The 25,456-nt window shown below is 63.8% G+C and carries 26 protein-coding genes and 3 tRNA genes; 10 read left to right on the forward strand and 19 right to left on the reverse strand.

Annotation, left to right across the window (positions count from 1 at the left end; genetic code table 11):
- Positions 1 to 35: 35 nt before the first annotated feature.
- Positions 36 to 746, reverse strand: a complete 711-nt coding sequence (locus tag N6C22_RS09570; RefSeq protein ID WP_261650876.1) for a DICT sensory domain-containing protein — start codon at positions 744 to 746, stop codon at positions 36 to 38.
- A 227-nt stretch (positions 747 to 973) separates the two neighbouring features.
- Between N6C22_RS09570 and N6C22_RS09575 the strand changes: the two genes are divergently transcribed.
- From N6C22_RS09575 to N6C22_RS09595, 5 genes are all read left to right on the forward strand, one after another.
- A complete protein-coding gene (locus N6C22_RS09575; RefSeq protein ID WP_261650877.1) occupies positions 974 to 1,915 on the forward strand; it encodes a ring-cleaving dioxygenase in 942 nt (313 codons plus the stop codon).
- Positions 1,912 to 2,571, forward strand: coding sequence for an alpha/beta hydrolase (locus N6C22_RS09580; RefSeq protein WP_261650878.1), 660 nt, complete (start codon positions 1,912 to 1,914; stop codon positions 2,569 to 2,571). Before N6C22_RS09575 ends, N6C22_RS09580 begins: the two co-directional genes overlap by 4 nt.
- A complete protein-coding gene (locus N6C22_RS21165; RefSeq protein ID WP_261650879.1) occupies positions 2,572 to 3,588 on the forward strand; it encodes a VOC family protein in 1,017 nt (338 codons plus the stop codon).
- An 88-nt stretch (positions 3,589 to 3,676) separates the two neighbouring features.
- Entirely contained in the window at positions 3,677 to 4,558 is an 882-nt protein-coding gene (locus N6C22_RS09590; RefSeq protein ID WP_261650880.1) for an NmrA/HSCARG family protein, read from the forward strand.
- A gap of 90 nt (positions 4,559 to 4,648) precedes the next feature.
- Complete coding sequence (locus N6C22_RS09595; RefSeq protein WP_261650881.1) at positions 4,649 to 5,563, forward strand: hypothetical protein; 915 nt, start codon at positions 4,649 to 4,651, stop codon at positions 5,561 to 5,563.
- Between the two features lie 156 nt (positions 5,564 to 5,719).
- On the opposite strand, the gene N6C22_RS09600 is transcribed toward N6C22_RS09595, so the two are convergent.
- The 10 genes from N6C22_RS09600 to N6C22_RS09645 all read right to left on the reverse strand — a co-directional run bounded on the left by N6C22_RS09600 (position 5,720) and on the right by N6C22_RS09645 (position 16,227).
- Positions 5,720 to 5,794, reverse strand: a tRNA-Arg gene (locus N6C22_RS09600).
- A 62-nt stretch (positions 5,795 to 5,856) separates the two neighbouring features.
- On the reverse strand, positions 5,857 to 6,615 hold the full coding sequence (locus tag N6C22_RS09605) for a hypothetical protein (protein WP_261650882.1): 759 nt from the start codon (positions 6,613 to 6,615) through the stop codon (positions 5,857 to 5,859).
- Positions 6,612 to 7,157 carry a hypothetical protein gene (locus N6C22_RS09610; protein WP_261650883.1) on the reverse strand — a complete coding sequence of 182 codons (546 nt, stop codon included), beginning with the start codon at positions 7,155 to 7,157 and terminating at the stop codon, positions 6,612 to 6,614. Before N6C22_RS09610 ends, N6C22_RS09605 begins: the two co-directional genes overlap by 4 nt.
- Positions 7,154 to 8,176 carry a hypothetical protein gene (locus N6C22_RS09615; protein WP_261650884.1) on the reverse strand — a complete coding sequence of 341 codons (1,023 nt, stop codon included), beginning with the start codon at positions 8,174 to 8,176 and terminating at the stop codon, positions 7,154 to 7,156. Before N6C22_RS09615 ends, N6C22_RS09610 begins: the two co-directional genes overlap by 4 nt.
- Positions 8,170 to 8,811 carry a hypothetical protein gene (locus tag N6C22_RS09620; RefSeq protein WP_261650885.1) on the reverse strand — a complete coding sequence of 214 codons (642 nt, stop codon included), beginning with the start codon at positions 8,809 to 8,811 and terminating at the stop codon, positions 8,170 to 8,172. Before N6C22_RS09620 ends, N6C22_RS09615 begins: the two co-directional genes overlap by 7 nt.
- Before the next feature lie 2 nt (positions 8,812 to 8,813).
- The gene (locus tag N6C22_RS09625) at positions 8,814 to 9,326 is read right to left on the reverse strand and encodes a hypothetical protein (RefSeq protein ID WP_261650886.1); all 513 of its coding nucleotides are present in this window, start codon (positions 9,324 to 9,326) and stop codon (positions 8,814 to 8,816) included.
- 5 nt (positions 9,327 to 9,331) lie between these two features.
- Entirely contained in the window at positions 9,332 to 11,380 is a 2,049-nt protein-coding gene (locus tag N6C22_RS09630; RefSeq protein ID WP_261650887.1) for a type II secretion system F family protein, read from the reverse strand.
- Positions 11,377 to 15,138 carry an ATPase, T2SS/T4P/T4SS family gene (locus tag N6C22_RS21170; RefSeq protein ID WP_369684404.1) on the reverse strand — a complete coding sequence of 1,254 codons (3,762 nt, stop codon included), beginning with the start codon at positions 15,136 to 15,138 and terminating at the stop codon, positions 11,377 to 11,379. The genes N6C22_RS09630 and N6C22_RS21170 overlap by 4 nt, the downstream gene beginning before the upstream one ends.
- 651 nt (positions 15,139 to 15,789) lie before the next feature.
- Positions 15,790 to 15,862 (reverse strand) — tRNA-Arg (locus N6C22_RS09640).
- A gap of 38 nt (positions 15,863 to 15,900) precedes the next feature.
- On the reverse strand, positions 15,901 to 16,227 hold the full coding sequence (locus N6C22_RS09645; RefSeq protein WP_261650888.1) for a twin-arginine translocase TatA/TatE family subunit: 327 nt from the start codon (positions 16,225 to 16,227) through the stop codon (positions 15,901 to 15,903).
- Positions 16,228 to 16,377: 150 nt separating this feature from the next.
- Between N6C22_RS09645 and N6C22_RS09650 the strand changes: the two genes are divergently transcribed.
- The 3 genes from N6C22_RS09650 (at position 16,378) to N6C22_RS09660 (ending at position 18,072) form a co-directional block, all read left to right on the forward strand.
- Positions 16,378 to 16,854, forward strand: a complete 477-nt coding sequence (locus N6C22_RS09650; protein ID WP_261650889.1) for a redoxin domain-containing protein — start codon at positions 16,378 to 16,380, stop codon at positions 16,852 to 16,854.
- Between the two features lie 48 nt (positions 16,855 to 16,902).
- Positions 16,903 to 17,718 carry an HD domain-containing protein gene (locus N6C22_RS09655; RefSeq protein ID WP_261650890.1) on the forward strand — a complete coding sequence of 272 codons (816 nt, stop codon included), beginning with the start codon at positions 16,903 to 16,905 and terminating at the stop codon, positions 17,716 to 17,718.
- Positions 17,719 to 17,793: 75 nt separating this feature from the next.
- The gene (locus N6C22_RS09660; protein WP_261650891.1) at positions 17,794 to 18,072 is read left to right on the forward strand and encodes a hypothetical protein; all 279 of its coding nucleotides are present in this window, start codon (positions 17,794 to 17,796) and stop codon (positions 18,070 to 18,072) included.
- Here N6C22_RS09660 and N6C22_RS09665 read toward each other — a convergent pair.
- From N6C22_RS09665 to N6C22_RS09675, 3 genes are all read right to left on the reverse strand, one after another.
- Positions 18,066 to 18,305, reverse strand: a complete 240-nt coding sequence (locus N6C22_RS09665) for a helix-turn-helix domain-containing protein (RefSeq protein ID WP_261650892.1) — start codon at positions 18,303 to 18,305, stop codon at positions 18,066 to 18,068. The genes N6C22_RS09660 and N6C22_RS09665 overlap by 7 nt on opposite strands.
- Before the next feature lie 203 nt (positions 18,306 to 18,508).
- On the reverse strand, positions 18,509 to 19,081 hold the full coding sequence (locus tag N6C22_RS09670; RefSeq protein WP_261650893.1) for a DoxX family protein: 573 nt from the start codon (positions 19,079 to 19,081) through the stop codon (positions 18,509 to 18,511).
- Between the two features lie 339 nt (positions 19,082 to 19,420).
- Positions 19,421 to 19,509, reverse strand: a tRNA-OTHER gene (locus N6C22_RS09675).
- Between the two features lie 95 nt (positions 19,510 to 19,604).
- On the opposite strand from N6C22_RS09675, the gene N6C22_RS09680 reads away from it, so the two are divergent.
- Entirely contained in the window at positions 19,605 to 19,805 is a 201-nt protein-coding gene (locus N6C22_RS09680; RefSeq protein WP_261650894.1) for a XapX domain-containing protein, read from the forward strand.
- Positions 19,806 to 19,845: 40 nt separating this feature from the next.
- On the opposite strand, the gene N6C22_RS09685 is transcribed toward N6C22_RS09680, so the two are convergent.
- The 5 genes from N6C22_RS09685 to N6C22_RS09705 all read right to left on the reverse strand — a co-directional run bounded on the left by N6C22_RS09685 (position 19,846) and on the right by N6C22_RS09705 (position 24,498).
- The gene (locus N6C22_RS09685) at positions 19,846 to 21,687 is read right to left on the reverse strand and encodes an FAD-binding protein (protein WP_261650895.1); all 1,842 of its coding nucleotides are present in this window, start codon (positions 21,685 to 21,687) and stop codon (positions 19,846 to 19,848) included.
- 10 nt (positions 21,688 to 21,697) lie between these two features.
- Positions 21,698 to 22,573 (reverse strand): succinate dehydrogenase/fumarate reductase iron-sulfur subunit, encoded by an 876-nt coding sequence (locus N6C22_RS09690; protein WP_261650897.1) that lies wholly within the window; start codon positions 22,571 to 22,573, stop codon positions 21,698 to 21,700.
- 1 nt (position 22,574) lies between these two features.
- The gene (locus N6C22_RS09695) at positions 22,575 to 22,940 is read right to left on the reverse strand and encodes a succinate dehydrogenase hydrophobic membrane anchor subunit (RefSeq protein ID WP_261650898.1); all 366 of its coding nucleotides are present in this window, start codon (positions 22,938 to 22,940) and stop codon (positions 22,575 to 22,577) included.
- 1 nt (position 22,941) lies between these two features.
- Complete coding sequence (gene sdhC / locus N6C22_RS09700; RefSeq protein ID WP_261650899.1) at positions 22,942 to 23,373, reverse strand: succinate dehydrogenase, cytochrome b556 subunit; 432 nt, start codon at positions 23,371 to 23,373, stop codon at positions 22,942 to 22,944.
- A gap of 69 nt (positions 23,374 to 23,442) precedes the next feature.
- Positions 23,443 to 24,498 carry a succinylglutamate desuccinylase/aspartoacylase family protein gene (locus tag N6C22_RS09705; protein ID WP_261650900.1) on the reverse strand — a complete coding sequence of 352 codons (1,056 nt, stop codon included), beginning with the start codon at positions 24,496 to 24,498 and terminating at the stop codon, positions 23,443 to 23,445.
- A gap of 141 nt (positions 24,499 to 24,639) precedes the next feature.
- Here N6C22_RS09705 and N6C22_RS09710 point away from each other — a divergent pair, with 141 nt between their 5' ends.
- On the forward strand, positions 24,640 to 25,395 hold the full coding sequence (locus N6C22_RS09710; protein WP_261650901.1) for a GNAT family N-acetyltransferase: 756 nt from the start codon (positions 24,640 to 24,642) through the stop codon (positions 25,393 to 25,395).
- Positions 25,396 to 25,456 lie beyond the last annotated feature (61 nt).

Here is a 25,456-nt window from a genome sequence, read left to right on the forward strand (position 1 = left end):
CAGTGCACCGTCGACAGTCACCGCCGGAGCCCAATTCAGTGCATCGCTGACAGTCGGTCGAGAATCCGGTCCGTCGTCCCGGCGTCGTACGTCCAGAAGCCGTAGAACTCGTTGTCACCCGTCTCCTGGGCAAGGAGGGCCGCCTTCCGGTCGTCACGACCGGCCCCGTCGTAGACGACCCACCAGTGCTTGACTATCTCCTTCGCGTCGCTGGCGTGGACGTGAACGTCGATGTCGCCCGGACGGTCCCAGTCGTCCTCGCCGTAGACGTGGACGTCGAGGTCAACGGTCGAGAGGTTGTGGTAGACGTTGCGCTGGAGGTCGACCTTCGAGAGCTGCTGGAACCCCGAGTGGAGCGTCCCCTCGCGCTGGTTCCACGCCCGGAACTCGACGATGCGCGAGGCCATGATCATCCGGCGCTTGTCGTAGGACCGGAACCGCGTCCCGTCGAGGTGCTTGATGACGGCGGGAATCTCGGTCTTGTGCGACGGCTGCCCGCTCTGTGCCGCGAATCTGGCGACCCGTTCGAGGGAGTTCGCGGCGACGAACCGGCCGTCCGACTCCAGAACGAGCGTGTTCTTTGGCGTCCCGGAGGCGGTCTTGTCCTTGACCTTCTTCACCTCGTGCTTCGAGAGGAAGCGACCGACCGTCTTCAGTGCCTTCTGGTTCGTGACGTTGCAGGCGTGCAGCGTCTTCGAGCCTAGCTCTGTCTCGCCGACGATGCTGCCCAGTGATTTCGTGCTCATACGGGTGATTTCTCGGGCGGTACCGTACGCTCCCTGCCCATCCTGTTAGGTACGCAACCGTTGCCGTCCGCCGACCACACCGACGTCGCCCGATGACCACACCGACGTCGCCCGATGACCACACCCACGTCGGCCGGTTCCCCGTGACCGGGGCACCTGACATCGATGTCCCCTGGTTACACGAATGTCAGATTAAGTATATGATTGTGGCGTCCCTAGGACCGTCCATGCAAACAGACGGTATCCACCACGTCACCGCGGTCGCGAGCGACCCCCAGCGGAACGTGGACTTCTACACCGAAGTCCTCGGACTCCGACTGGTGAAGCGGACCGTGAACTTCGACGACACCTCGACGTACCACCTCTACTACGGCGACGAGGTCGGTACACCGGGTACCATCCTGACGTTCTTCCCCTTCGACGGGGCTGGAACCGGCCAGCCGGGCAAGGGACAGGCGACGGCCACCGCGTTCACCATCCCCGAAGGGGCGGTCGACTACTGGCTCGACCGGTTCGACGACCTCGACGTCGACCACGACGAGCCCCAGTCGCGCTTCGGTGAGACGGTCGTCCCCTTCCGCGACCACGACGGGCAACCGATGGAACTCGTCGCGACCGAGGCCGGGAGCGACATCGAACCCTGGGCCGGCGGACCCGTCCCCGAGGAGTACGCAATCCGTGGGTTCCACGGCGTCACGCTGCACTCGATGGACCCCGACGTGACCGGGTCGGTTCTCGAGACGCTCGGGTACGAACGCGCCGAGGAGACCGAGGACCGAATCCGGTACCGGGCCGGTGGCGACCGCGCGAGCGTGGTCGACCTGTACCGTGGCGTCGGCGGCCGTGGCGTCCCCGGTGCGGGCACGGTCCACCACGTCGCCTTCCGCGTCCCCGACGACGAGGTACAGGAGTCCCTCGAGGCCGACCTCGACGAGATTGGCCTGCACGTCACCGACCAGAAGGACCGCCAGTACTTCCGGTCCATCTACTTCAGGGAACCCGGCGGAGTGCTGTTCGAGGTCGCGACCGACGTGCCGGGCTTCGCGGTCGACGAACCGGTCGAGAGCCTGGGTTCGGAGCTCAAGCTGCCCCCGTGGCTGGCGGACGACCGCGAGCAACTCGAGGCGGCCCTGCCGTCGCTCGACGCCCCGGAGGTGACGAGCCGATGAGCACCGCCGGCGTCCACCAGGACCAACCACTCGCCAGTGCTGGCGCACCGCTCGACGTTGCCGAGGGTGCGGTCGTCATGTGCCACGGCCGCGGCGCGAGCGCCCGCAGCATGCTCGCCATGGCCGACGAGTTCCACGAACATGGCGTGGCGTTCCTCGCCCCGCAGGCCCAACGCGGCACCTGGTACCCGAACTCGTTCATGGCTCCCATCTCGTCGAACGAACCTCATCTCACCTCGGCGCTGCAGGCCGTCGAGGACGCCATCCAGACCGCACTCGACGCGGGCATCCCCCACGAGCGCATCGCCCTCATGGGCTTCTCGCAGGGAGCCTGCCTCGCCAGCGAGTACGTCGCCCGGAACGCCCGGCGCTACGGCGGCCTCATGGCACTGTCCGGCGGCGTCATCGGCCCCGAGGGGACCCCGCGGGACTACGACGGTTCCCTCGATGGGACGCCGGTCTTCCTCGGCTGCAGCGACGTGGACCCGCACATCCCGCTCGAACGCGTCCAGGAGACCACGCAGGTGTTCGAGGACCTCGACGCCGACGTGACCGAGCAGATCTACCAGGGCATGGGTCACACCGTCAACGAGGACGAGATAGAACACGTCCGGGACATCGTGGCGAGCCTGGTCGACGGAGCGGGTGAGGACTGAGTGACGACACACCACAACGACGAATCCGCGACCTCCTCCAACCCTTCGGAGACGCCTCCCACCGTCTCCGGGCTCCACCACGTCTCCGCCCTGTCTGGCGACCCGCAGGAGGCAGTGGACTTCGTGAGCGACGTGCTCGGCATGCGACTGGTCAAGCGCACCGTGAACTACGAGGACCAGTTCGCCCACCACATCTACTTCGGCGACGGCTCGGGCAGCATCGGCTCCGTGCTCACGCTGTTCCCGTCGAACGCCGGGCCGGATGGCAGGGTCGGCCCGCCACAACCCGGTGCGACCGCGCTGGCGATTCCCGAAGGGTCGCTCGATTACTGGGCTGGCCGTCTCTCGGCGCACGGGGTCGCATACACCGAGTTCACACGCTTCGGGGAGTCTGGACTCGCGTTCACGGCACCAGACGGGCTGCCACTGGAACTCGTTGCGACCTCCCAAGATTCCGGGTCCGGATTCGAGCCGTGGGCAGACGGTCCAGTCCCGGTCGAGCACGCCATCCAGGGGCTCGCGGGGACGACACTGCTCTCACCAGCGCCCTACCAGACGGCCCGCGTGCTCGAGCACTTCGGCTACGAACTCGTCGCCGAGACCGACGACCGGGTTCGCTACCAGGTTCCCGGCGACCGCGCGAGGGTTGTCGACCTGTCGCTGTCCGGCCCTCGAGACAGCGCCAGCACCATGGGCGGGTTCGGCCGCGACGGGAAGGGGACGGTCCACCACGTCGCGTTCGGTGTTCCCGACCGTGACGCCCTGCTGTCGTGGCACCACTACCTCCGCGACATCGGGCTCGAGCCGACCCGCATCAAGGACCGCACGTACTTCCAGTCGGTGTACCTTCGGGAACCCGGTGGCATCCGGTTCGAGTTGGCGACCGAGGGGCCGGGGCTGACGGTGGACGAACCGGTCGACGAACTCGGCGGGTCGCTTCAGCTGCCCAGATGGGTCGAGGACGACCGTGAAGAGATCGAGAAGCGACTGCCGCCAGTCGAGTGGCCGACCGCGTAGCGAGGGGTGGCCGGCAGAACCGGGCCGCCTTGCGTGTCAGACGCTCTCAGTACGGCTTTATCCCCTCAGCGGTCGTAGGTGTGTTGTTATGCTGAAGATACTCGTCTCGGGAGCGACAGGCACACAGGGCGGCGCAGTCATCGACCACCTCAGCTCCGGTGCGTACGGTGATTTCGATCTCTACGGGCTGACCCGTGACGCGACCAGCGAGCGCGCCCAGGGGCTCGCGACCCGGGGCGTCACCGTCGTCGAAGGTGACATGTGCGACGCCGACCGCATGACCGACCTCTGTACCGGGATGGATGGCGTGTTCTGCGTCACCACGTTCTTCGAGGACGGCACCGACATCGAGACCGAGCAGGGAACCACCCTCGCCACGTGTGCGGCCGACGCCGGCGTCTCGCACTTCGTCTACTCCTCGGTCGGCGGTGCCGACCGCGAGACCGGTCTCGCCCACTTCGACTCCAAGTACGCCGTCGAGCAGGCGCTCGCCGACCTCGACCTCACCACGACCATCGTCCGCCCCGTGTTCTTCATGCAGAACCTCACGGCGAACCTCCACGACGAGATCACCGAGGGCCGCCTTCCACTCCCCCTCGACAAAGGTGTCGCCCTCCAGCTCGTCGATGCGACCGACATCGGTCGGGCCGCCGCCATGGCCTTCGCCGACCCGGACACCTTCGCGGGTGAGACCATCGAACTCGCCGGCGACGAATGCACCCTCACCGCGATGGCGAGCGAGTTCGCGGACTACCTCGGCATCGAGGTCGACCCCGTCTACCTCCCCATCGACGACTACCGCGCACAGGCCGGCGACGAACTCGCCGACATGTTCCAGTGGTTCAACGACGTCGGCTACGACTCCGACATCGACGAGCTGTCGCGGCGGTACGGCATCCACTGTAACAGCCTCTCCACGTACCTCGAGAAGAGCGAGGCCTGGCAGCCCGCACCCGCGGCGACGCGCTGAACCCACCGACTCGTACACTCCCGTCTTGCATTCCCGTCTTGGAGTCCTGCGAGACGGGGGTTTATACTGACCCGCATCGTCTACAGGTGAATGAGTTCTCCCACGCATCGGACGCTGTGGCTTCTCCTCGTCGTCGCCCTCGTCGCCTCCGCCGGCTGCCTCGGCGGAACCACGCCTGACGACACCGCCACCGACCCGACCGTCACCGACGCCGCGACCCCGGCGACCACCGACCCCGCAACCGACGAAACGACCGACGAAACGTTGACTGCGACGACAACGCAGACGGCTACCGGCTCGTCTGGAACCCAGGCACACCCGCTCTCGTCCAAGCGCCTCGCGACCTCACACGCGACCTCGCTCCAGAACGCCGAGAACTTCACCCTCGACTACGCCATCGATATGACTCAGGTGACCTCGACCGAGACCCAGACGTTCACCTTCGACTGGACCGTCCAGGCCAACCTCGCGACGGGCGCACAGGCCATCGACGGCACCCTCGCCGGTGACGGGTTCACCACCGGCGACGACAACTCGACGATGCAGTTCGACCTCTACGTCTCCCCCGATGGAACCGCGACCCAGCGCTCCACCTTCGGTGATACCGTCCAGTACCAGCAAGCGGACGCCGCCCAGTACGACGTCTCGACGTACCTCACGGCCATGAACGCGACCAGCGCACTCGACCCAGAAGCTGCGAATTTCACCTACGACGGCCCGACGACGGTCGACGGTGAAACCCTCTACGTCTACACCGTCTCCGACCTCGACCAGCTGTACCTGCCCACCGACCAGGCGGACGACTCCGCGTTCGACGACAGCTCCGTCTCGAAGTTCGACCTCCGCCTCGTCGTCGACGACGCAGGCACCCTCCGAGAGATGCAGTACGACCTCGAAGTGACGGAAGACGGTTCCAAGCTGAACCTGCACTTCGAACTCTCCTACAGCGAACTCGGCACGACGACGGTCGAAGAACCCGACTGGCTCGATGAGGCGTCGACGTAGCTGTCAGTATGTACCCACGGGTAGGAGTTCGTCGGGTCGGTCGCGGGAAAAGTTGGCGCTGTAGGATTGTGAACCTCGGCCGTTCGCTGCGCTCGCTCCCTTGTTCAAATCCTTCGCGGAGATAACTCTCCGCTCACGTTGTTCGTGGAAGAATGATGGGCGCTGCAGGATTTGAACCCGCGACAACTTGGTCCGAAGCCAAGCACTCTGTCCAGACTGAGCTAAGCGCCCGGTACAACACGACCTACTCGTCTGCCCTTTTTAACTCCCGCGATTTCAACCGAAACGAGGGGTCACTGGAACTCGACCTCGACGAAGGTGACGCGGACGATGACGTTGTCGGCGTCGCAGGTGAAGTCGCCGTCATTGTCGGGGTCTTCCCAGCCGTCAGTATCCTCGAAGTACCGGGTCCACGCCTGGTCGAAGTTGCTGGTCGGCACGTCGACGGTGACGTTGTCGGCAGAGACCGAGCTGCTGCGGGAGAGGTTGGGGTAGAGGACGTCGGTGTCGTTCTGTCGGCTGATTATCTCGGCATTGATCTCGCCACCGATGGCGTTACTGTCGCTGTTCAGGACGACGATGGAGACGACGGCCTGGTCCGAGGATTCGCTGCAGAGGAACGACGGCTCTTCTATCATGACGCTCGCGGAGCCGTCCTTGCGGAACACGGCCCCGTTCTCGTAGGCGACGTCCGTGTTCTCGAAGCTGTACTGGAGTGACCCCGTGGTCTCGGAGGCGACGGTCCAGGTCGTCCCGTTCGAGAGGGCGACCTCGACGGTCATCTGTGACTGTTCTTCGACCTGGAGGGTCCCCTCGTTGAGCTGAATCGCGCCGGATCGACCGGGGGCTGCGCCCTCCTGGATGTCGTCCAGGCTGACGGAGAGCGCCTGGAACGCCCGGGCTGCGTTCGTCTTCTGTTCGCCCTCCTGGAACTCGCCAAGACTGCTGAATCCGATACCGTACGTGACGCCGACGGAGGTGATGATGATGGAGAAGACGATGACGAACGCGAGCACGTCGCTGACTGCTCGACTGTCACCCCCGGCTCTCATCGGCGCACCTCCATGGCCGGCTGGAGACTCGGGTAGCCACCGACAGCTGGGTGGCCGCGGGCAGGGGTTATCGGGTCGTCCTCGAGACGGATGGTGGACCCGTCGTAGACGACGTAGAAGTCGCCACCGCTGACTCGACTCTCGGTGACCGTGGTCGAGCTACTGAACGGGACGTAGACGGTCATATCCACCGAGGTCGCGTTCAACACCAGGCATGGTTTCGAATACACCGCACAGGAAGATCCTGGTTTGAGATGGACTGTGTATCCGGACCCGGAGACCGCCGATGGGTGGCTGGACTGCACGCTCATCGTCGAACTGGTGCCGCCGGCGGCACGGTCGACGCTCGCGAGGTCGGAGGCGATGCGGTTGCCGATGGTCCGCATCTCGTCGCGGGCCGCATCGGACCGTTCGTCACGCAGGAGGCCACTCGTTCCGACGAGGAGGCCCGCGATGAGGATGGTCGTGATGCCGATCGTCAGCACGTGTGTGACGGCTATCGAGACGCCACGGTCGTCGGAGAGGGGGATAGAGCGGGTCATCGTGAAGTGTTGTAAACCGGGTCCGAGCGGTAGGTTTCGCGATACGACAGCGTCGGGCTCTCGTACTCAACGTCGATGCCAGCGCGCCAGACGATGGCACTGTAATCGGGCTCGTCGTCGAACACGCTCCCGAGTTCGTCGAGGGTGCCTTGAACCGAGCTGATGTTGCTCAGGTACAGCGAATAGTTCCCTGTCACGTTCTCGGCGTCGCGCATCCAGAGTTCGTAGCCACCACCGCTGAGCTGGTCGATGTCGTCGGTGAACTCGAACGAGCAATCGTCACCCTGGACGCTCCCGTTGGTGACGTTGATGGTGAACGCGTCCGTGGAACTCACGTCGCAGGTCACCTTGTTGTGATTGCGTACCTCGTCCTGCCAGTCGGAGGGGGCTGTCGGGTCCGTCACGGTCGAGGTGTTTACGATGAGGTCGCCACTGCTCTCGTAGAACCGGATGACGCGCCACTTCATGTCGGTCCCATCCTGACCCTTTACCGCGATGTGAAACGAATCCTCCCAGTCATCGGAGTTGAGGCTGTCCAGCGTGGTGTTCATCTCGAACCGGGCAACATCAGACGGGTCGGAGTTATCTGCGAGCGCCCAGTTATCGTCGGTGCCGTCCTGGAAGTCGTCGATTCCTCTCCGGTACACGCGAGCCCCGACCTGTGTCTCTGAGTGATTGTAGCTGACGTTGACCAGCCGTGGACCCTGTTCGGAGTACGTCTCCCGCAACAGCGTGTTGTAGTCACTGACGTTGGTCGCCATGTTCGACCGCAGGTCGGTGACAGTCTGGTTGTTCTCGTTGAGTGTGCGTGAGATGACGACCGCCGTTTCCGCTGATGCATGCCGGAGTTCCTCGCTGTCGTCGACCGCACTCACGCTCCCCGTGCTGTCGACGTTCTCGGTGAACAACACGGTGTTGAACACGACGACGATGCCGAGAATCATGAACGCGATGGCGACAGCGCCGACGAGGACCAGCTGTGCACGGGACCGGCCCTCCGAGGCTTCGAACCCTACCATATGACGATGCGCACCTCCACGACGTTATACACTGGACTGTTCGGTGCAGCATCCCGGATGGGGAACTCGGAGCTGTTGGTCTCCCACAGCTCGGGGCAGTCCGGTTGACAGCCCTGCCCGGTCAGCGTCTGGTTGTCGTACAGGGTGACGGTGTACGTCGCGGCGATGGCCGACTCGGTCGGCACGCCACGGTAGACCATCCGTTCGGACGGCGAGAGCGTCGGGTCCGAGGGGTGGCGGTACGACACGATGATGTTGTACTCGCGGCCCTGTTCGCCGAACGTCTGGTTCAGCATCTCGCCGAAGGCTGTCCCGTCCGCATCGCACGTGGTTATGTTCGGCGGCGGTTCCGGCCCGTAGCCGATACGCTCGTCGAACCCACCGGCGAACGTGTTCTCGTTCGTGGAGCCGTTCCAGTGTCGAATCTGGCACGACAGCGACTCCTCTTGCGAGCTGATGATGAGGATGTCGTCGGCCTCGACCCGGAGCTGTTCCTGTACGTCGCGACTCACCTTCCCGGAGGTCGTCGGCATGATGACGACCGACTGCAGGGCGAAGAGGACGGCCGCGAGGACGAGGACCGACCCGATGAAACCCTCCAGCGTGTACGCCTGTGCTCGTTGGTCCTGTCTCATGATTACCACACCTTCACGACCACGAAACACTGCACGTCACACCGACCACCGGTGACGACTATCACCCGGGTCGTCGACGCGGCCGGGGTCTGGCCCTCGTACGTCGTCCCAGCGGTCAGGTTGGTGCCTGACGCCCGCTGGAGGGGCGTGCGCGTCCCGGTGTCAGTGACGTTCACGATCGTGATGTTGATGTCCGCAGTACTTCGCAGCCCGAAGTGGTCCTGGAGCGCCGACTCGCTGTTCGTGCTCGCCAGGAAGCTCTCGAGCTGGCTGTAGTTCAACGTCCGGGGCTCGCCATCGACGTTGTTCTCCGCGATGAGGGTCGCCGCGACCCGGTCGGTCTTCGCGGTGATGTCGTCGCCCAGCGGCGAGCCGAACGGCGTCAGCAGGCTCGGGAGGAAGCCGAAGGTGAACCCGACCGTCAGCAGGAAGATGCTGATACCGATGGCAAAGTCCTGCGTCGTCTGTGCGCGCTCGTCCTGCCCACAGTCGATGGTTTTGCCTACTGATTTCATCGTTCTCACGCGACCGCCGCCCACACCACCAGTGCGATCGTCATCAGGATGAGCACGAACTTGAGGCCACTCAGGATGTCCGCGTCCCTGATGTAGCCCGCGATGAGCCCGGAGAGCAGCGCCTGCAGCGTCACTGCGTGGAAGAACAGCAGCGACAGCAGGTTGGTGTTGACGTTCCCACCGAAGCTGGGTCCGCCGGCACCGCTTGCGCCGCCACCACCCGAGCTGGTCTCGGTCAGGCCGGTCAGCACGTCGAGGAACTGCGTCTTCAGGATGGCCATCACCGCGAGCAGGGTGAGGTAGGTCATGATGATGATGACGACCTGCATCCGGGTGCGGGACTTGCGTTCGCGCTCGATGTCGTCCTGGTTCTCCGATGCCTGTGCCGCCGTGGTCAACACGTCCGTGATCTGGCTCGACGCCTCCTGTGCTTTCGAGATGAGCTTGACCGTGCGCGCCAGTCGCGGGATGTGGTACTTGTTGTTGAACTCGACCAGCGCGTGCTTGAGGCTCATCCCGTAGTTGACCTTCGTGTGCATGGTCTCGAACTCGGTCGCCAGCTTCCCGCTGGTCGTGTCAGAGACCGTCCGCAGGGATTCGAGCAGGGTCTGCCCGGTGTCGTTCGCGCTCGAGAGTTTGCGGAGGTTGTCCGAGATGTTCGAGATGACGCCTTTCCGGGAGCGGACGTTCCACTCGCGGAAGATGGTCAGTGGGAGGAAGACGATGTAGACGGGCAGGTAGACGTACATGAACGTCCCCCAGACCGGACTGTCGACCAGTTCGCCCCAGGAGGTCGGCACGGCACCCGAGGCCATCGCGACGACCATCAACACGAGGACCGTCGGAACCGTGAGCGCCAGCGTGTACAGCGGGTTGTCCCGGAAGAACAGGTGCGGGGCCTTGAGGACCTGGATGGTCTCGTAGGTCCCCTCCCGGTTCTTGATGCGGTCGAAGACACTGTACTCGCCGGTGAACTGCTCGATGAGACCGAGGTCGAGCAGGCCAGCACCCTGCTGGACGCTCAGTCGCTCGTCCGCGTCCGACGGCAGGAGGAACCCGTCGCCCGGGTCGTCCTCTTTCACCGTCGAGACCAGCACGAGGAACCCGGCACCGGTCAACGGGATGAGGCCGTAGACGGTCCCGAACAGCATATTGACGTTCGCCTCCCCCAGCATCTGCATGATGACCAGGATGATGATGAGCAACAGCGGGAACAGCGAGAGCGTCATGTACATCTCGCCGAACAGCTCCAGGGTCTCCAGGGTCAGCTCCTGTTGCTGCTTGGCGGTCCGCATGTGCTTCTCTTTCTTGTCGTAGAGGAAGCTCTCCATGTCACCCCCGGAGTTCACGATAGAGAGCATGTCGGTGAGGAACTGCGACAGTTCGTCGCTCGGGGTCTCCATCGCCTGGTTTCGGATGGCGGTGCGGTAGTCGGTGTCGAAGTACTCCGTCTCCTGGACGATGGACTGGAACTCCTTGGCCACCTCGCCGTAGGTGTCCTCCGCCCGCGCCATCGCCTCGAGGATCTCGAGCTGGTTCAGCCCACCGACCGAAAGCGCGTACATGAACGAGACGGCGTCGGTCAGTAGCATGTCTATCTCGCGCTTCCGGGTGGAGGCCCGCGAGTACGGCACTGCGACCAGTGCGCCAAAACCCATCGCGAACCCGATGGAACCGAGGAACAGCCCCGTTACGAGGATGAGTGCGGGGACCTTGACGGCCTGGATGATCGCGACCAGCGTCGCGTTCGGAATCGTCGCCCCGAGCAGGCTCTCGGTCTCGATGAGCCCGGTCGCGAAGATGAAGTAACCGACGAGCGTCCCGAGCACCCACAGCATCCCGCCCGTGAGGACGCCGATGGCGAGCGAGCGCGACAGGTACATCTCGACCGTGTCAGCCATCCGTGACTGGGCCAGTTTCGACTCCACGTCCGCGACGAAGTCCGAGTCCTCGCTGAACAGTCGCTCGTAGAGCGGGTAGAACATGTCGCCGAGCGAGTCAGACGACGTGCTGAACCCTGAGCCGCCGGTATCACCACGCGTCTGGAGGCTCATTCGGCATCACCGTCGAACACGCCACCGGTCGAATCGTCGGAATCGTCGTCGGAATCGTCTCCGGTGGCAGCGTCGTCCTCGCCGAAGACGGAGTCACCGTCGTTGTCGCCGAAGATGCTGTCGCCGTCGTCAGAGTCGCCGTCGTCGTCTCCGTCCCCGAAGACGGACCCGCCGTCGTCCGGCTCGTCGTCGGCCCCGAATATCGAGCCCTCCTCGTCTTCGGCGGCGGCCTCGTCGGTCGGGGTGGGCTCGTCTTCACCGTCGTCGGCTGCGCCTCCGAACATCCCACCGTCGTCCGGGACCTCCTCGTCGTCTTCATCCTCGGTGAAGAGACCGCTGCCGCCCTCGTCACCGAAGATCGAGCCGACGTCGTCCTCCTCGGCGAAGAACGGTTCGTCGTCGGTTCCGAAGAACGCGGTGTCGTCGTCCGGGCGGCCGCTGTCGGTGTCGAACATGGATTCGGTCCCCGTGTCCTCGACCTCGCCGAAGATGGGACCGGGGTCCGATTCGTCGTCGCCCATGGAGAACCCACCGTCGTCGCCCGCATCCACAGTACCGCCTGCGCCGCCATCGTCGGGGACTGCGTCGTCGATGTCCGAATCGTTCGCCGTCGTCGCATCGTCGACGGCGTCGGTCGCCCCGTCTGCCGACGCGGCCGTGGTGTCGTCATCGTCGGTCGCGTCCTCGTTCTCTATCTCGGCAGCGGCGGCCTCCAGGTCGAGCGTTATCTCCTGTTCCGGTTCCGAGTCGGCCGATTCCGTCGTCTCCGGAAGCGTCTCGCCATCGCCATCGTCACCCGTCGTATCGAGTGCCGTCTCCTCGGTGGCACCCGCGTCTGCCGATGCCTCGGCGGTCTCCCCCGATTCGAGCTGTGGGGCGTCCCCGGCCGCGGGCTCGGTGTCTGCGCTGGCGCTCGCGTCGGCCGTCTCGCCGGAATCGTCACCGAACCCTCCGAATCCGTCGTCGTCACCGAAGTCGAAGCCGCCCTCGTCGTTGAGCCAGGAGGGACCGTCTTCGACCTCGTCGCCGTCGCTGGAGAACGTGAAGTCGTCCTCGTCTTCGTCACCACCGAGCATGAACGAGCTGTCGTCGTCGTCGAAGTCGAACTCGTCGTCGGTGTCGGCCTCGATGGTCGGTTCCGCCTCGTCGTCCATCCCGGACCCTGAGAGGGCGGTGTCGACGCCGAGACCGCTCAGTTCCTTCCCGCGGTACTCGTCGAACAGCGACTCCTCGGCGCGTTCGAGGATGTCCTGCGAGAGGTTGTACGTCTCGTCGTTCGCGTCCGGGCGGGGGACCTGCTCTTCGTCCTCCGGGTCGATGTCGATCTCGACGGACTCCATCTCGCGCAGGTCTTCGAGGCTCTCCTCGAGGCGGCCGTTCGCGATGAGCGTCAGGATGGTGTCCGGGTCGTTGATGTACGCCTGGACCGTCGCGGCCACCTGTACGTACTGGTTCAGCCCGTTCTTGATGAGGTACGCGATGATGACGCGTCGTTTGAACAGCTCGTCCTGGAGCTTCTCGTAGCTCCACCCGCGGTCGAACTGGATCTCGTCAAGCGTGTTCGAGTCCCCCATCTTGAGGTACTCGTCCGTCTCCGCCTGCCACTGGTAGACGTCCTGAACGTTGATCTCGTCGTTCTCCGCGTCGTAGTGGTTGATCTCGGTGAGGTTCTTGTTCCGGCGGACCTTGTTGCCCTGGACCCGGGTCTGGGTCTGGATGGAGACGAGGTCCAGCGCGGTGAACATCGTCTTCGAGACGTTGATGGGGTCGGTCGTGAACCGCTTCAGGACCTCACCCACGGAGTCCGCGTGGAACGTGGTGTAGGTGGTGTGACCCGTGGACATGACCTGGAACAGCGTCCGGCCTTCCTCACCACGGATCTCACCCATCACGATGTAGTCCGGGCGTTGACGCAGTGCGGCCTCCAGCAGGTCGAACTCGTCGACGTCACCCTGTGCGTCCTCGCTGAACGAGGGACGGGTGACGCTCGCGATCCAGTTCCGCTGGGGCAGTTCGACCTCGCGCGTGTCCTCGATGGAGACGATCTTCGTGTTCGAGGGGATGAACAGCGAGACCGCGTTCAGGCTCGTCGTCTTCCCTGACGCGGTACCGCCGGCGAAGATGAGCGATTTGTGGTTCTCGATACAGAGCCAGAGGAACGCCATCTCGTCAAGCGAGAACGTGTTCCAGTTGATGAGGTCGATGGGCGTGAACGGGACCTCCTTGAACTGACGGATGGTGTAGTTGGTCCCGTGGTCGGACACCTCACGACCGAGGGTCAACTGGGCACGAGAGCCGTCCGGGAGGGTCGCGTCGACCTGTGGCCGGCGCTTCGAGATACCCTTGCCGGACCGCTGGGCGAGTTTGACGACGAAGTCGTCGAGCTCGCGTTCGGCGTGGAAGATGTTCGAGATGATCTGCTCGTAGCCGGAGTGGTAGACGAACACCGGGGAGTGGTACCCGTCGACCGAGATGTCCTCCACGTTGATGTCGTGCTTGATGGGGTCGATGCGCTCGTACCCGATGAAATTGCGTTTCAGGTAGTACAGCAGCTTCTCGACCTGGTACTCGTTGAGCTGGTCCGCGTCGTCGGCGATGACCGCGGGTTCCGGCCGGGCCTTGATACCGTCGAGCTGGACCTCTTCGGGCTCGTCGCTCTCATCTGCCGGCTCGCCGTCGGTGTCGAACAGCGCTCGAATCTGCTCGACGATTCCTTTGTCGCTGCCGCTGGAGCGGTCGACCTTCTTGAACAGGTCGTATCGGCGCAACAGCCGTTTCGTCTCGCGGTCGATGACGCCGCGCCGCGCCTCCTCGTCGCCCTCGACGGTGATCTCTTCCTCGGAGTACTTGATCGCGGTCCGGAGCTTCCCGGACATGAACTCCTGCAGGTCGTCTTCGATCTGGTTGCGGTACGGCTCGATGGCGTAGTACTTCTTCTCGTTCTCCTTCTCGGAGTGGAAGATGATGACGAAGGCGTAGGGTTTGTTGACCCAGTAGCGCTCGACCTCGCGGAAGTGGAGCTTCTTGTCCAGCGGGACCGCCTTCTCGAGGTCGTAGCGGTTGACGACCGTCGTGTTCCCTGCATCGGTCGAGAAGAACTCGTCTTCCTCCTCGTGCGTGATGTTGACGGTCCGGTCGTCGACGACGCTCTGGAGCTCCTGTGCGAAGTCGTCGGCCTGACTCAGCACCCCTTCTATCTCGTCGGATTCGAAGCCCAGGTACTCGGACTCGTCGAGTTCGACCTTCTTCCCGTCGCTGTCGTGGGGAATCGAGCCGTCGTCCTCGTAGTGGTACTGCCATTTGAAGTGCTCCCACGTCCACTCGTCCTTGACCACGGGGGTCGTCTCGGGGTCACAGTACGTCGCGAACTGTTCCCAGAGCCACTTCCCGTTCGCGGCAGCCTGGTCCGTGACTATGTCGGGGAGTTCGTCCGGATGGAAGCCGAGATACACTTCGGGGTCGAAGTCCACACGGTCCCACGCGTCGCCGTGGGGTGCTGTCTGGACCTCTCCCTCGCTGTTGCCGAGGCCCAGTCGCTGTGAATCGTCCGTCGTCTGTCGGTTGACACCAGAATAGAGCGTGGAGACATCGTCGTCGTACCCGAATTCCGCCATGAATTCCCGCCAGGTATAGTCGCCCACTCTGGTGTCGGAGCCCGTCGTCGGCCCGTCGGGCGGGCTCTCTTCCGACAGGGAGGCCGAATCGTCAGTCCCCTCGAACTGGTTCGACTCGGTTCCGTCGGCATCGTTAACAGCCATTGACTACCCCTTTTCGTCGGCAGTCAAAAAACCTTCCACAGATTATCACCTATGAGAACTAGCTCTAATCACGTAATCATTCTGAATAATTCTCCGTTAGGGCCCGTGCCGTCCGGGGGTTTTCTGACGATACGCTGCGGTCACAGGCAACTTTAATACGCTAGCATATTTATAAAATTATCTCTTTTTGGATGGAAAGTCGATTTGTTTAGATAGAATTAAACAGGGGTACAGGGGGCCGAGATTGGCCAAAAACGCTTTACTGCTCGACTTTCACCTCGCTACGCTGAAACCCGCGTCGAGGCGACCCGGATGCCATCGCCATCGGGCGACGGACCAGCTCGTTCAGCGACCCGCGACCCCGCCGTACTGTTGGCCGTCGTGAATGTTCGGCTCGCTTCAATCCGCTCGCGTGCGGGACCGTGCGAGTGAAACATACTCTAGCGCAGACGCGGCACTGGCAGTGGATCCAGGTCGTGCGCCAGTTCCGTGGGCCGGGGCTGGCGAACTCTTGTGCGCACCAGCTTCGGTCCATCCAGCTCAAGCGTGCGCGTGACGAGATTTCGAACCCCAGTCGCAACGCTCCGGGGTGCTCCCTGCTTCGAATCCCCGTGCCCGTACCGGCGGCTCACTGTCGTTCACCGCACGGGACGGGCGTGACGGGGTTCGAACCCGCGATCAGGGGGTTAGGAACCTCCTGCCCTATCCACTAGGCCACACGCCCGCAGCGCCGAAAAACGAGTCGCGGAGTCGCCAGCCCGCTTACTTCTTGTCGGAGTCCGTCTCGGTTTCCGAGGCCGTTTCCGTTTCGGTCTCAGAGGCCGTTTCCGTCTCGGTGACGGTCTCGGTGTCGACGGAGGTGTCGAGGGACGTGTCGACTTCGCCCGTCGCGCCGTCGCGCATCTCCTGCAGTTCTTGTTCGACTTCTTCGCGCCCTTTCTGGAATTCGCCCATCGCCTCACCGGTCGAGCGTGCGATCTTCGGAATCTTGTTCGCGCCGAAGAGCAGCACGACGATGAGGAAGATGACGATCATCTCGGGGCCGCCGAGGCCGCCGCCGATGAACAGTGGTGTGAGTTCGAGTGCCATCTCTATGCGTGGCTTACCCGCTGGCAATTATAACCTTTTTGCTCCCCCGTGTCACACCACCCCGTACACCCCTCAATCCCGTGATGGATACCACCCTCGCCGTCCTGTAGCGCAACCCACTTGTCACTGGTTTCCCAACGCGAACCTGTTATGGTCGACGTAGGCGACGAAGCCCCCGACTTCACTGCACCGCTTGCAAACGGCGACGTGGAATCGTTCACGCTCTCGGAGCGTCTCGACGAGGCTCCCATCGTGCTGGCGTTCTTCCCCGGCGCGTTCACCGGCGTCTGCACGACGGAGATGTGCACGTTCCAGGACCAGCTCGCCGGCTTCGATGACATCGGCGCGACGGTCTACGGCATCTCCGTGGACTCTCCGTTCTCGCTGAACGAGTTCCGCGAGAAGAACGGGCTCGAGTTCGGTCTCGTCAGCGACTTCAACAAGGAGATCATCGACGACTACGGCATCACCATGGACTTCGCCGACCTCGGTGTCTACGGTGTCGCAAAGCGCTCCGTGTTCGTCGTCGACGCCGACGGCGAGGTCACGTGGTCGTGGGTCAGCGACGACCCCGGCGTCGAACCCGACTACGATGCCGTCCGCGAAGCCGCCGAAGCCGCCGAGTAAACCGACACACGCGAAGGGCTTTTTTAGCCAGCCGGTGACGGTGAGTGTATGAGCGACACTGACGAGTCCGGCGTCGAAGGCCGTGTCTACTCCCCCGCAGACGAGCACGCCTTCGACGACGAGAAGCTGAACAAGGTTCTCGAATTCGTCGAGAACGACCCCGAGATACAGGCGTATCTCGACGCCCAGAACGTCAATGCGGTCACGCGCAAGGGGTACAACGACCACGGCGCGAAACATATCTCCATCGTCTGCCACCGCGCGCTCTGTCTGTACGACCTGCTGAAACGCGCCGGTATCGATTTCAACGGTGCCCGCGACCACGGCCTCGACGAGGAGGACGAAGCTGTCATCATCGCCCTCGCGGCCACCCTCCACGACATCGGGCACATCGTCCACCGCGACGACCACTCGTACTACTCGATTCCCCTCGCCTCCGACGAACTCGACCGTATCCTCCCCGAGTTCTACAACAAACCCGACTGCGTGCGCATGAAGGGTGAGGTCCTCCACGCCATCCTCTGTCACCACACGGCCGAACAGCCGCTCACCCGTGAGGCCGGCGTCGTGCGTGTCGCCGACGCGCTCGACATGGAGTCCGGGCGCTCGCGCATCCCGTACGAGAAGGGTGGTCGTGGCATCAACACGCTCTCTAGCCAGGCCATCAAGAACGTCTCGCTCCAGGAAGGTGACGAGTACCCGGTTCTCGTCGAGATCGAGATGACCAGTGCGGCCGGCGTCTACCAGGTCGACAACCTGCTCAAAGCGAAGCTTCGGGACTCGATGCTCGAGGACCTCGTCCGCATCGTCGCCATCAAATCCGGCAGCGAGACCGACGACCTCGTCGAGCGAATCGAACTCTAGAGAGCTACCCTCCGTTCGGCCGCCCGTCCTCACTCGTGACGTGCCCTACTTGAGCCTCCGGCCCATAGCACGCCCATGCCAGATACCGACCGTGAGTGGCCGGACCCGCCCACGACCCGCCAAACCGACATCCACCGCGTCGGTGTCCGTATCGGCTGCTCGGTGGTCGTGGCGGCAATCCTCGTCGCCGTATTCTGGGACTTCCTCCTCACCACCCTCCCGCTGTTCTGGCCACCGCAGGAACCGTTCTCGCGCTGGGTGACGTTCCTGATGCTGCAGGCGCTCGGCTTCGTCTTCATTCCGCTCAGCATCGGCTCGTTCGTCGGTGACTGGCTCTACGACAGGTACTACTGACCGTCGGCGAGCGTGACCTGACCGGTGTCGTCCCGGTCGACGAGGCCGCGCTCTTCGAGCGTCGAGAGGACAGAAAAGAGCGTGAGTTTGCTGAGACCCAGTGCATCCTGGAGCTGTGCAGTCGTCGACTCGCCAGCCGTGTTCAGGTAGAGACAGACCAGTTTCCCCGTCGGTGACCCGACCGATTGCACCGCTGTCGTCTCGAGTCGTTCCGCGCGTCGTGTCGCACTCATGCTATCCAATCAACGTCATTCGACGATAATAAAACTCGGGTTCGACGATAGTCGATATTTCTCAGAGGCGGATTCGCTCGTCGCGGAGGACCGAACAGCGGACAACGAGAGACGCACTCGCAGGAGGGTGAGACTGCAGAAAACAGGGAGACGCAAGAATTGACATCGGTTCGACTACCGACGAGGGACCGCTTCCCCGGGTTTCAGCCGAGGATGTAGTCGAGTCTGGGGTACTTCTCGATGAGTTTCTCGCCACCGATCTCGTAGTTCTCGATGAGGGTGTCCAGGCCGAGGATGCGCCCTGCACCGAAGGCGGCGACGGCCAGGAACACGAGCATGTACGCGAAGTCGCCGTTGATGATGCCGTGTTCGATGCTCCAGTTCCCGAAGTAGAACATCGCCATCATGAGCGCTCCGAAGAACGCTGCGAGGCGGACCATCGCGCCGACGAGCAGTCCAAGACCGATGAACAGCTCACCCCACGGCACGGCGATGTTCGCGAACTCGACGAACCAGGCAGTCTGGCCCATCCACAGGAACATCCCCTGCAGCGGGTTCCCGTTCGCCCCAGCAGCGTGCACGAGGTAGCCGCTCGAGTTGAACCCTTCAGCGGCGAAGACTTTATCCCAGCCAGCGTGCAGGAACGCATACCCCATCATGAGGCGCAGCGAGAGCACGAACCACGCGCTCAGGCTGTGCGCCTTCCCCGTGACGGTGATGCCGCCCAGTTTGCTCTCGAAGGTGTTGCTTCCGGTCGTGTAATCGTTGGTTGCCATCGTAATCGTCCTCTTACATCTCAAGAGACGACCGATGACAACATATAAAGAGAGCGTAATTCTCGGTTCTACAGAACTGAGAAACGGAGCCCAAATTTGGCAATAATCGGTAGACAGCGTCGACCTACTGAGACAGAGGCCATGCTACCAACCCGCGTGATTCGATGTGTCATTCTCCGTAGCTGGGAACCGTGCCGGACGGTTCTGGAGGCACGGTCTCGCTGCCGCTCGACCGAGAAGCGGAAGGGGCGGGACATGAACTCACTCGCTCCCGACGGTCGCTCGTTGCTCGAATCCCGCAGTCACCGCTCGTGTCCTCACTACCGTTCGGACAACGAGCGGAAGGGGCGGGATTCGAACCACGCGAAGCCTTGCACTGACCGTCGTGGACGACGCCACGACGCGCTCTACCCCTGAGCTACCCTTCCTCACCCGGGCATACACTCCTCGAACCAAAGTAGACACTGGTGCGGGAGTCGAATGGAACAGTTTTTACCGGAACCCCTCCGAGTGAAATGACGTTATGGATGTGACACAGGTTCTCTTCGCGACTCTCACTGGCTTCGCGGTCGGTGCGCTGTTCAAGTTCGTCGAGGTCCCGATTCCAGCGCCGCCGAACCTCGCGGGCGTGATGGGTATCGTCGGCATCTTCCTCGGTTTCAAGGCGATGTCTGAAGCCGGCATCACCGTCACCGACGTGATGCAGGCGCTCGGGCTGGCCTGAGTTCGGAAAAACGAGAGTCAGTCGAATCGCGGGTCGGGTTTCAGTACGAGCGGACCTTGGGCTCGTACGTCTTGTTCTCGCCTTCGAGGATGACCGGCCGGTAGAAGATGGTCGGCTCCCCGTCGTGCCACGCGATGAGCGTGTGCTTCAGCCACTCGTCGTCCTTGCGCTCCTGGTGCTCCGCGCGCCAGTGGGCGCCGCGGAACTCCGTGCGGACGAGTGCACCGAGCGTGATGGCCTCGGCGATGTCGATGAGGTTGCGCGTCTCGATGGTGTGCTGGAGGTCCGTGTTGAACGTGCGCGACGGGTCGTCGACGTACACGTCCTGATAGGCCTCGCGAATCTCCCGGATGTCCTTGAGGGCCTGCTTGAGGCCCTCCTCCTCGCGGAAGACGTTGACGTTCTCGGTCATCGTCTTCTGGAGCTTGGCCCGGATCTGGGAGTGCTGGATGCCCTCGTCCTTCTCCAGCAGGTGGTCGACGCGGTCGCGCTCGGTCTGGACCGCGGCGTCGACGACGCTGTCGGCGTCGGCCGCGACCGCGCCACCGTCGGCAACGGCGTCGGTCTGCGGGCCGGTCATGCCGACCTCGCCGGGCTGGTACGGCAGCTCGGTCTCGTCGTACTCGATGTCGCCGCGCTCGCCCGTCTCGATCTCGGCCTCGCCGAGGTCGGCACCGGCGGCGTGGCGGCCGGCGCGTGCGCCGAAGACGATGAGTTCCGGCAGGGCGTTGCCGCCGAGGCGGTTGGCACCGTGGACGGAGACACACGCGGTCTCACCGGCGGCGTAGAGCCCGTCGATGCAGGTGTGGCCGTTCTCGTCGGTCTCGATGCCACCCATCTCGTAGTGCTGGCCGGGCTTGACCGGCATCGGCTCCTTGAGCCCGTCGACGCCTTCGAAGTCCTCCGCGAGGTGGAGGATGTTCTCCAGGCGGTCGACGATGCGCTCTTCGCCGAGGTGGCGCATGTCGAGCATGACGTACTCGTCCTCGAAGCCGCGCCCGTTGTTGACCTCGGTCAACTCGGCACGCGAGACCACGTCACGAGAGGCGAGTTCGCCGGCGTTGTTGGCGTAGCCGTACTCGAACATGAAGCGCTCGCCGTTGGCGTTGTAGAGGATACCGCCCTCACCACGGACACCCTCGGAGATGAGCACACCAGTGCTCGGCAGGGTCGTCGGGTGGAACTGGACGAACTCCATGTCCTCCATCGGGACGCCGGCGCGGTAGGCCATCGCGTAGCCGTCACCGGTACAGGCGACCGCGTTGGTCGTGTGGTCGAACGCCTGGCCGGGGCCACCGGTCGCGAGGATGACCCCCTTGTTCGCCTTGAAGCCGGCGATCTCGCCGGACTTGACGTCGTAGCCCACGAGGCCGTGACAGCTCCGGTCCTCGGGCGTCTCCTCGTCCGTGACGGCGAGGTTCATCACGTACCACTCGTCGTACACCTCGATGCCTCGTTTGACGACCTGCTCGTACATCGTGTGGAGCAGGTGGTGTCCGGTCTCGGCACCGGCGTAGGTGGTGCGCGGGAACGAGAGGCCACCGAACGGGCGCTGGGAGACGCGGCCGTCGTCTTCGCGGGAGAACGGCATCCCCCAGTGCTCGATCTGGAAGACCTCGTCGGGGGCGTCCTGCGCCAGCGTCTCGATGGCGGGCGCGTCGCCGAGGTAGTCCGAGCCCTTCATCGTGTCGTAGGCATGCAGTTCCCAGTCGTCGCCCTCGCGAAGGGCCGCGTTGATGCCACCCTCTGCTGCACCGGTGTGCGAGCGGACCGGGTGGAGTTTCGTGACGATCGCCACGTCTGCACCTTCTTCGTGGGCGGCGATGGCGGCGCGGAGACCCGCTCCACCGCCACCGACCACGAGCACGTCGTGTTCGTACATTGTTATCGTATCACCAGAATTTCAGGTTCTGCTTGACTGCTTCGCGCTTGAGCTCCTGGATGTGCTCGGTCAGCGGGATGTCCTTGGGACACACCTCGGTACAGGAGAACTGGGTCTGGCAGCGCCAGACACCGTGTTCCTGCTCGAGGATGCGCAGTCGGTGTTCTTTCAGCTCTTCCTCGTTCTCGCGCTCGTCCATGTAGAACCGGTAGGCCTTGTTGATGGCCGCCGGCCCGAGGTACTCGTTGTCCCCTGCGGCGATGTTACACGAGGACATACAGGCACCACACCAGATACAGCGCGTGGACATCTTGACCTTCTCGCGGTTCTCACGCGTCTGATGCTGCTCCTCACCCGAGGGGACGTCCTCGGACTGGAAGTACGGCTCGACCGCGTGCATCTGGTCGTAGAAGTGCTCCATGTCGACGACCAGGTCCTTGACGACCTCCTGGTGGGGCAGGGGCTCGATGCGGACCGGCTCGGCCATCTCCGAGAGCTGCGTCTTGCAGCACAGGCGCTGTCGCCCGTTGACGAACATCGCGTCGGAGCCACACACCGCCTGTCGGCAGGAGTGGCGGAACGTCAGCGACGAATCGTAGTGGTCTCGCGCGTACATCAGCGCGTCGAGGACGGTCATGCCCTTCTTGTACGGGACGTAGAAGTCGTCGAAGCGGGGCTCCTGTTTGTCCTCGACCTCGGGGTCGTAGCGGAAGACCTTGAGGTGGACCGCGTTCTCGGCGGCCTCGAGGTCCTCTTTCGCCTGCTTCTCGGCGTCGCGGAACGCCTTCTTGCGCTTCTTCTCGGCCATCCGCTCGTCCTGGTGCGGCTTGCCGCTCGGTTCGACGTCGGTCTCTTCCGTCTCGGTGTCGGGTAGTTGCGTACTCATGTTAGAGGAACCCGTTCATGACGAGTGCGACTCTGGTGCCCTGTGCGACGAGCAGGAGACCAGCGATGCCCAGCACGCCCTTGACGGCCGTCTTGGCGGAGCCGCTGATACCCTGATTGACGAGTGCGTTGTAGACCCCGTTGACACCGTGGAACGTCGCCGTCACGAGGAACAGCCACATCGTCGCGAAGTAGCCGATGTCCTCCATGCGGGCCGACGTGCCGGCGAAGGTGATCTCGAACGCGTGGTGGTAGAAGTGAAGCAGGAAGAAGTGGAACGCGAGCACCACCACGAGGAACGCAGCCGTGATGCGCTGGAACAGCCAGCCCCAGCCGCCACGCTCGAAGGAGGTCGGTGCGCCCGCCATCTCAGGCACCCCCCAGTCCCGCCATGAAGGTCGGGACCGACGCGATGATGATGACGCCCGTCAGCACCAGTGACGCGTAGAAGGTCTTGTCCTGCGATTCCAGCCCGATGCCGAGGTCGACCAGCAGCAGGCGGATGCCGTTGAGGATGTGGAACACGGCGACCGCCAGCAGGCCGACTTCGAGCAGGCGCACGATGAAGATGCCCTCCAGCGTGCTCAGTGTCGTCGAGTACACGTCGGTGCCCCCGCTGATTGCGCTCGCCGACGCCGTCGACGCTTCGATGGCAGTACTCAGCACGGCGATGTGGGTGAACAGGTATCCGATGAGAACCCATCCCGTGAACTTGTGGAATATCCACGCCCACATCCCGGCCGAGAACTCCTTCCAGCGACTGAAGTCCTCGATTAGACCGCGATTGTAAGACTGACTCATACTCTCAGTCGGAGGGTTGGATTGTGCAGTTATAGTAGTTACGTAAGCGGGGCCAGACGGCGGCCCGGTTCAGGCCATCTCCGCCGGGGTGTCCGGCGGCGCTGACTGCTCGCTCTCGACGGCGCGGAGCGTCGACTGGTCGAGTTCGACCAGGTGACAGAGCGGGTTGCCCGGATAGACGACTGGGTTCTCGAGGACCCCGACCATGACGCCCGTGAACGGGGCGTATATCGGGTTGTTGTCGGTCTTGAACGGGCTCGTGATGGTACAGATGCGGTCGCCCTCGTGGACGAGCGCCCCACATTCGAAGTGCATGTCGACGATGCCGCCGGCGTCCGCGCGGAGCCAGGTCTTCTCGTTGTGCCCCTCGATGATGGTCCGCCAGCCGGGCCAGCGCACCGACTCTGCTTTCAACAGGCCGTACTCCGCGAGGACGCTGCGAACGCCGTCGAGCGCGCGGTCGATGAGGTGACGCTGGAAGCGGTGCGCTTCGCCCATCTCGATGGTGATGGTGGGCGTGCCGACGTCCGAGGCTTCGCGGCGAAGCGTCCCGTCGGGGCCGTCGCTGGAGATGATGACGTTGGACGCGAACGCCCGGGCCAGCCGGGAGACGTCGGGGTCATTCATGTCAGCCCGGACGTGGAGCATGTTGGTCCGGCCGCGGGTCGACGTGTGGAGGTCGATACCGAGGTCGCAGGGCTCGATGAAGTTCGTGAAGATGCGGTGGGCCATCCGCTTCGCGCTGGTCGAGTCGTCCCGGCCGGGGAACGACCGGTTCAGGTCGCGGTCGTAGATGGGGAGATAGCGCTGCTGGGCGAGAAAGCCGGGGACGTTCAGCACGGGAAGACAGACCAGACAGCCGTGGAGTTCGTCGAGTGGCCACTCGTGGGCGACCTCGCGGACGACCTCGATGCCGTTGAGTTCGTCGCCGTGGGCGGCCGCCGAGAGGAACACCGTCGGACCGGGGTGTTCGCCGTTGATGATGGTGACCGGAATCCGGACCGGGTCGCCGAGATACGTCTCGCTGATACCGTAGCGGATGTTGGCCGACTCACCAGGATCCACCTTCCCACCGATGTAGGTGAACGCCTCGTTCGAGTCGGTCGCATCCTCCTCGCTGCTCATACTGGCTCTCGGAGGCCACGCTATAAAGGCATGTGCGTGTTAGTGTGGGTTTCGAGACGCTGGAAGCGACCGGCGAACTCGGGCGGCAGTCCCTGCGTCTATGGGTTGGCAATTATAAGCATGCCAGTCGTAGGCGGTGGCATGGAGGTACGTGAAGCGAAAGCGACAGACGCCGAGACGATTCGTGACATCGCCAGTCGGTCGATGCATGCGTCGTACGAGAGCTTCCTGGACACGTCGGTCATCGACGAGGCCATCTCGGAGTGGTACGACAAGGAAGAGCTCCGCGACCAGATCGACGACGAGGAGGTGTTGCTGCTCGTCGTGGAGGACGAGGGTGACATCGTCGGGTTCTCGCAGAGCGAACTCCTCGCGAACGACCCGCTCGAAGGCCGACTCACCTGGCTGCACGTCGAGCCGGACGCCCGCGGCCGCGGTATCGGGTCCCGGCTGCTCGTCCGGACCCAGGAGGAACTGCTCGACCTCGGGGTGGAGCGCATCAGCAGCGCAGTCCTCGAGGGCAACGAGTTCGGGAACGAGTTCTACGACGGGCACGGCTACGAGAAGGCCGGCGACCGGACGGTCGAGATCGGTGAGACGGAGTTCGTCGAGAACATCTGGCGGAAGGTCGACGGGGAGGAGGTCCCCGAGTGGGACACGCTCGACCCGTTCGAGACCGAAGACGGGACGGTCTACGTCAGCTACAGCGAAGCAGCCCGCGGCTCACAGGGCCCGTTCTACCAGGCGTACAGTGACAGCGACCGCGACCGCAAGTACGGCTGGTTCTGTGGTGCGTGTCAGTCGTTCGAGAACGCGATGAGTACGATGGGTGAGGTGGTGTGCAACGAGTGTGGGAACCGCCGGAAGCCGACCCGGTGGGACGCTGCCTACCTCTGAGGCCGGGACGCCGCTGTAGGGCCGCCAGAGCCCTGTTGGCGACTCACATCCGTAACCGTGA

Origin of the sequence: Haloarchaeobius sp. HME9146 (assembly GCF_025399835.1) — an archaeon.
Taxonomy (GTDB): Archaea; Halobacteriota; Halobacteria; order Halobacteriales; family Natrialbaceae; genus Haloarchaeobius.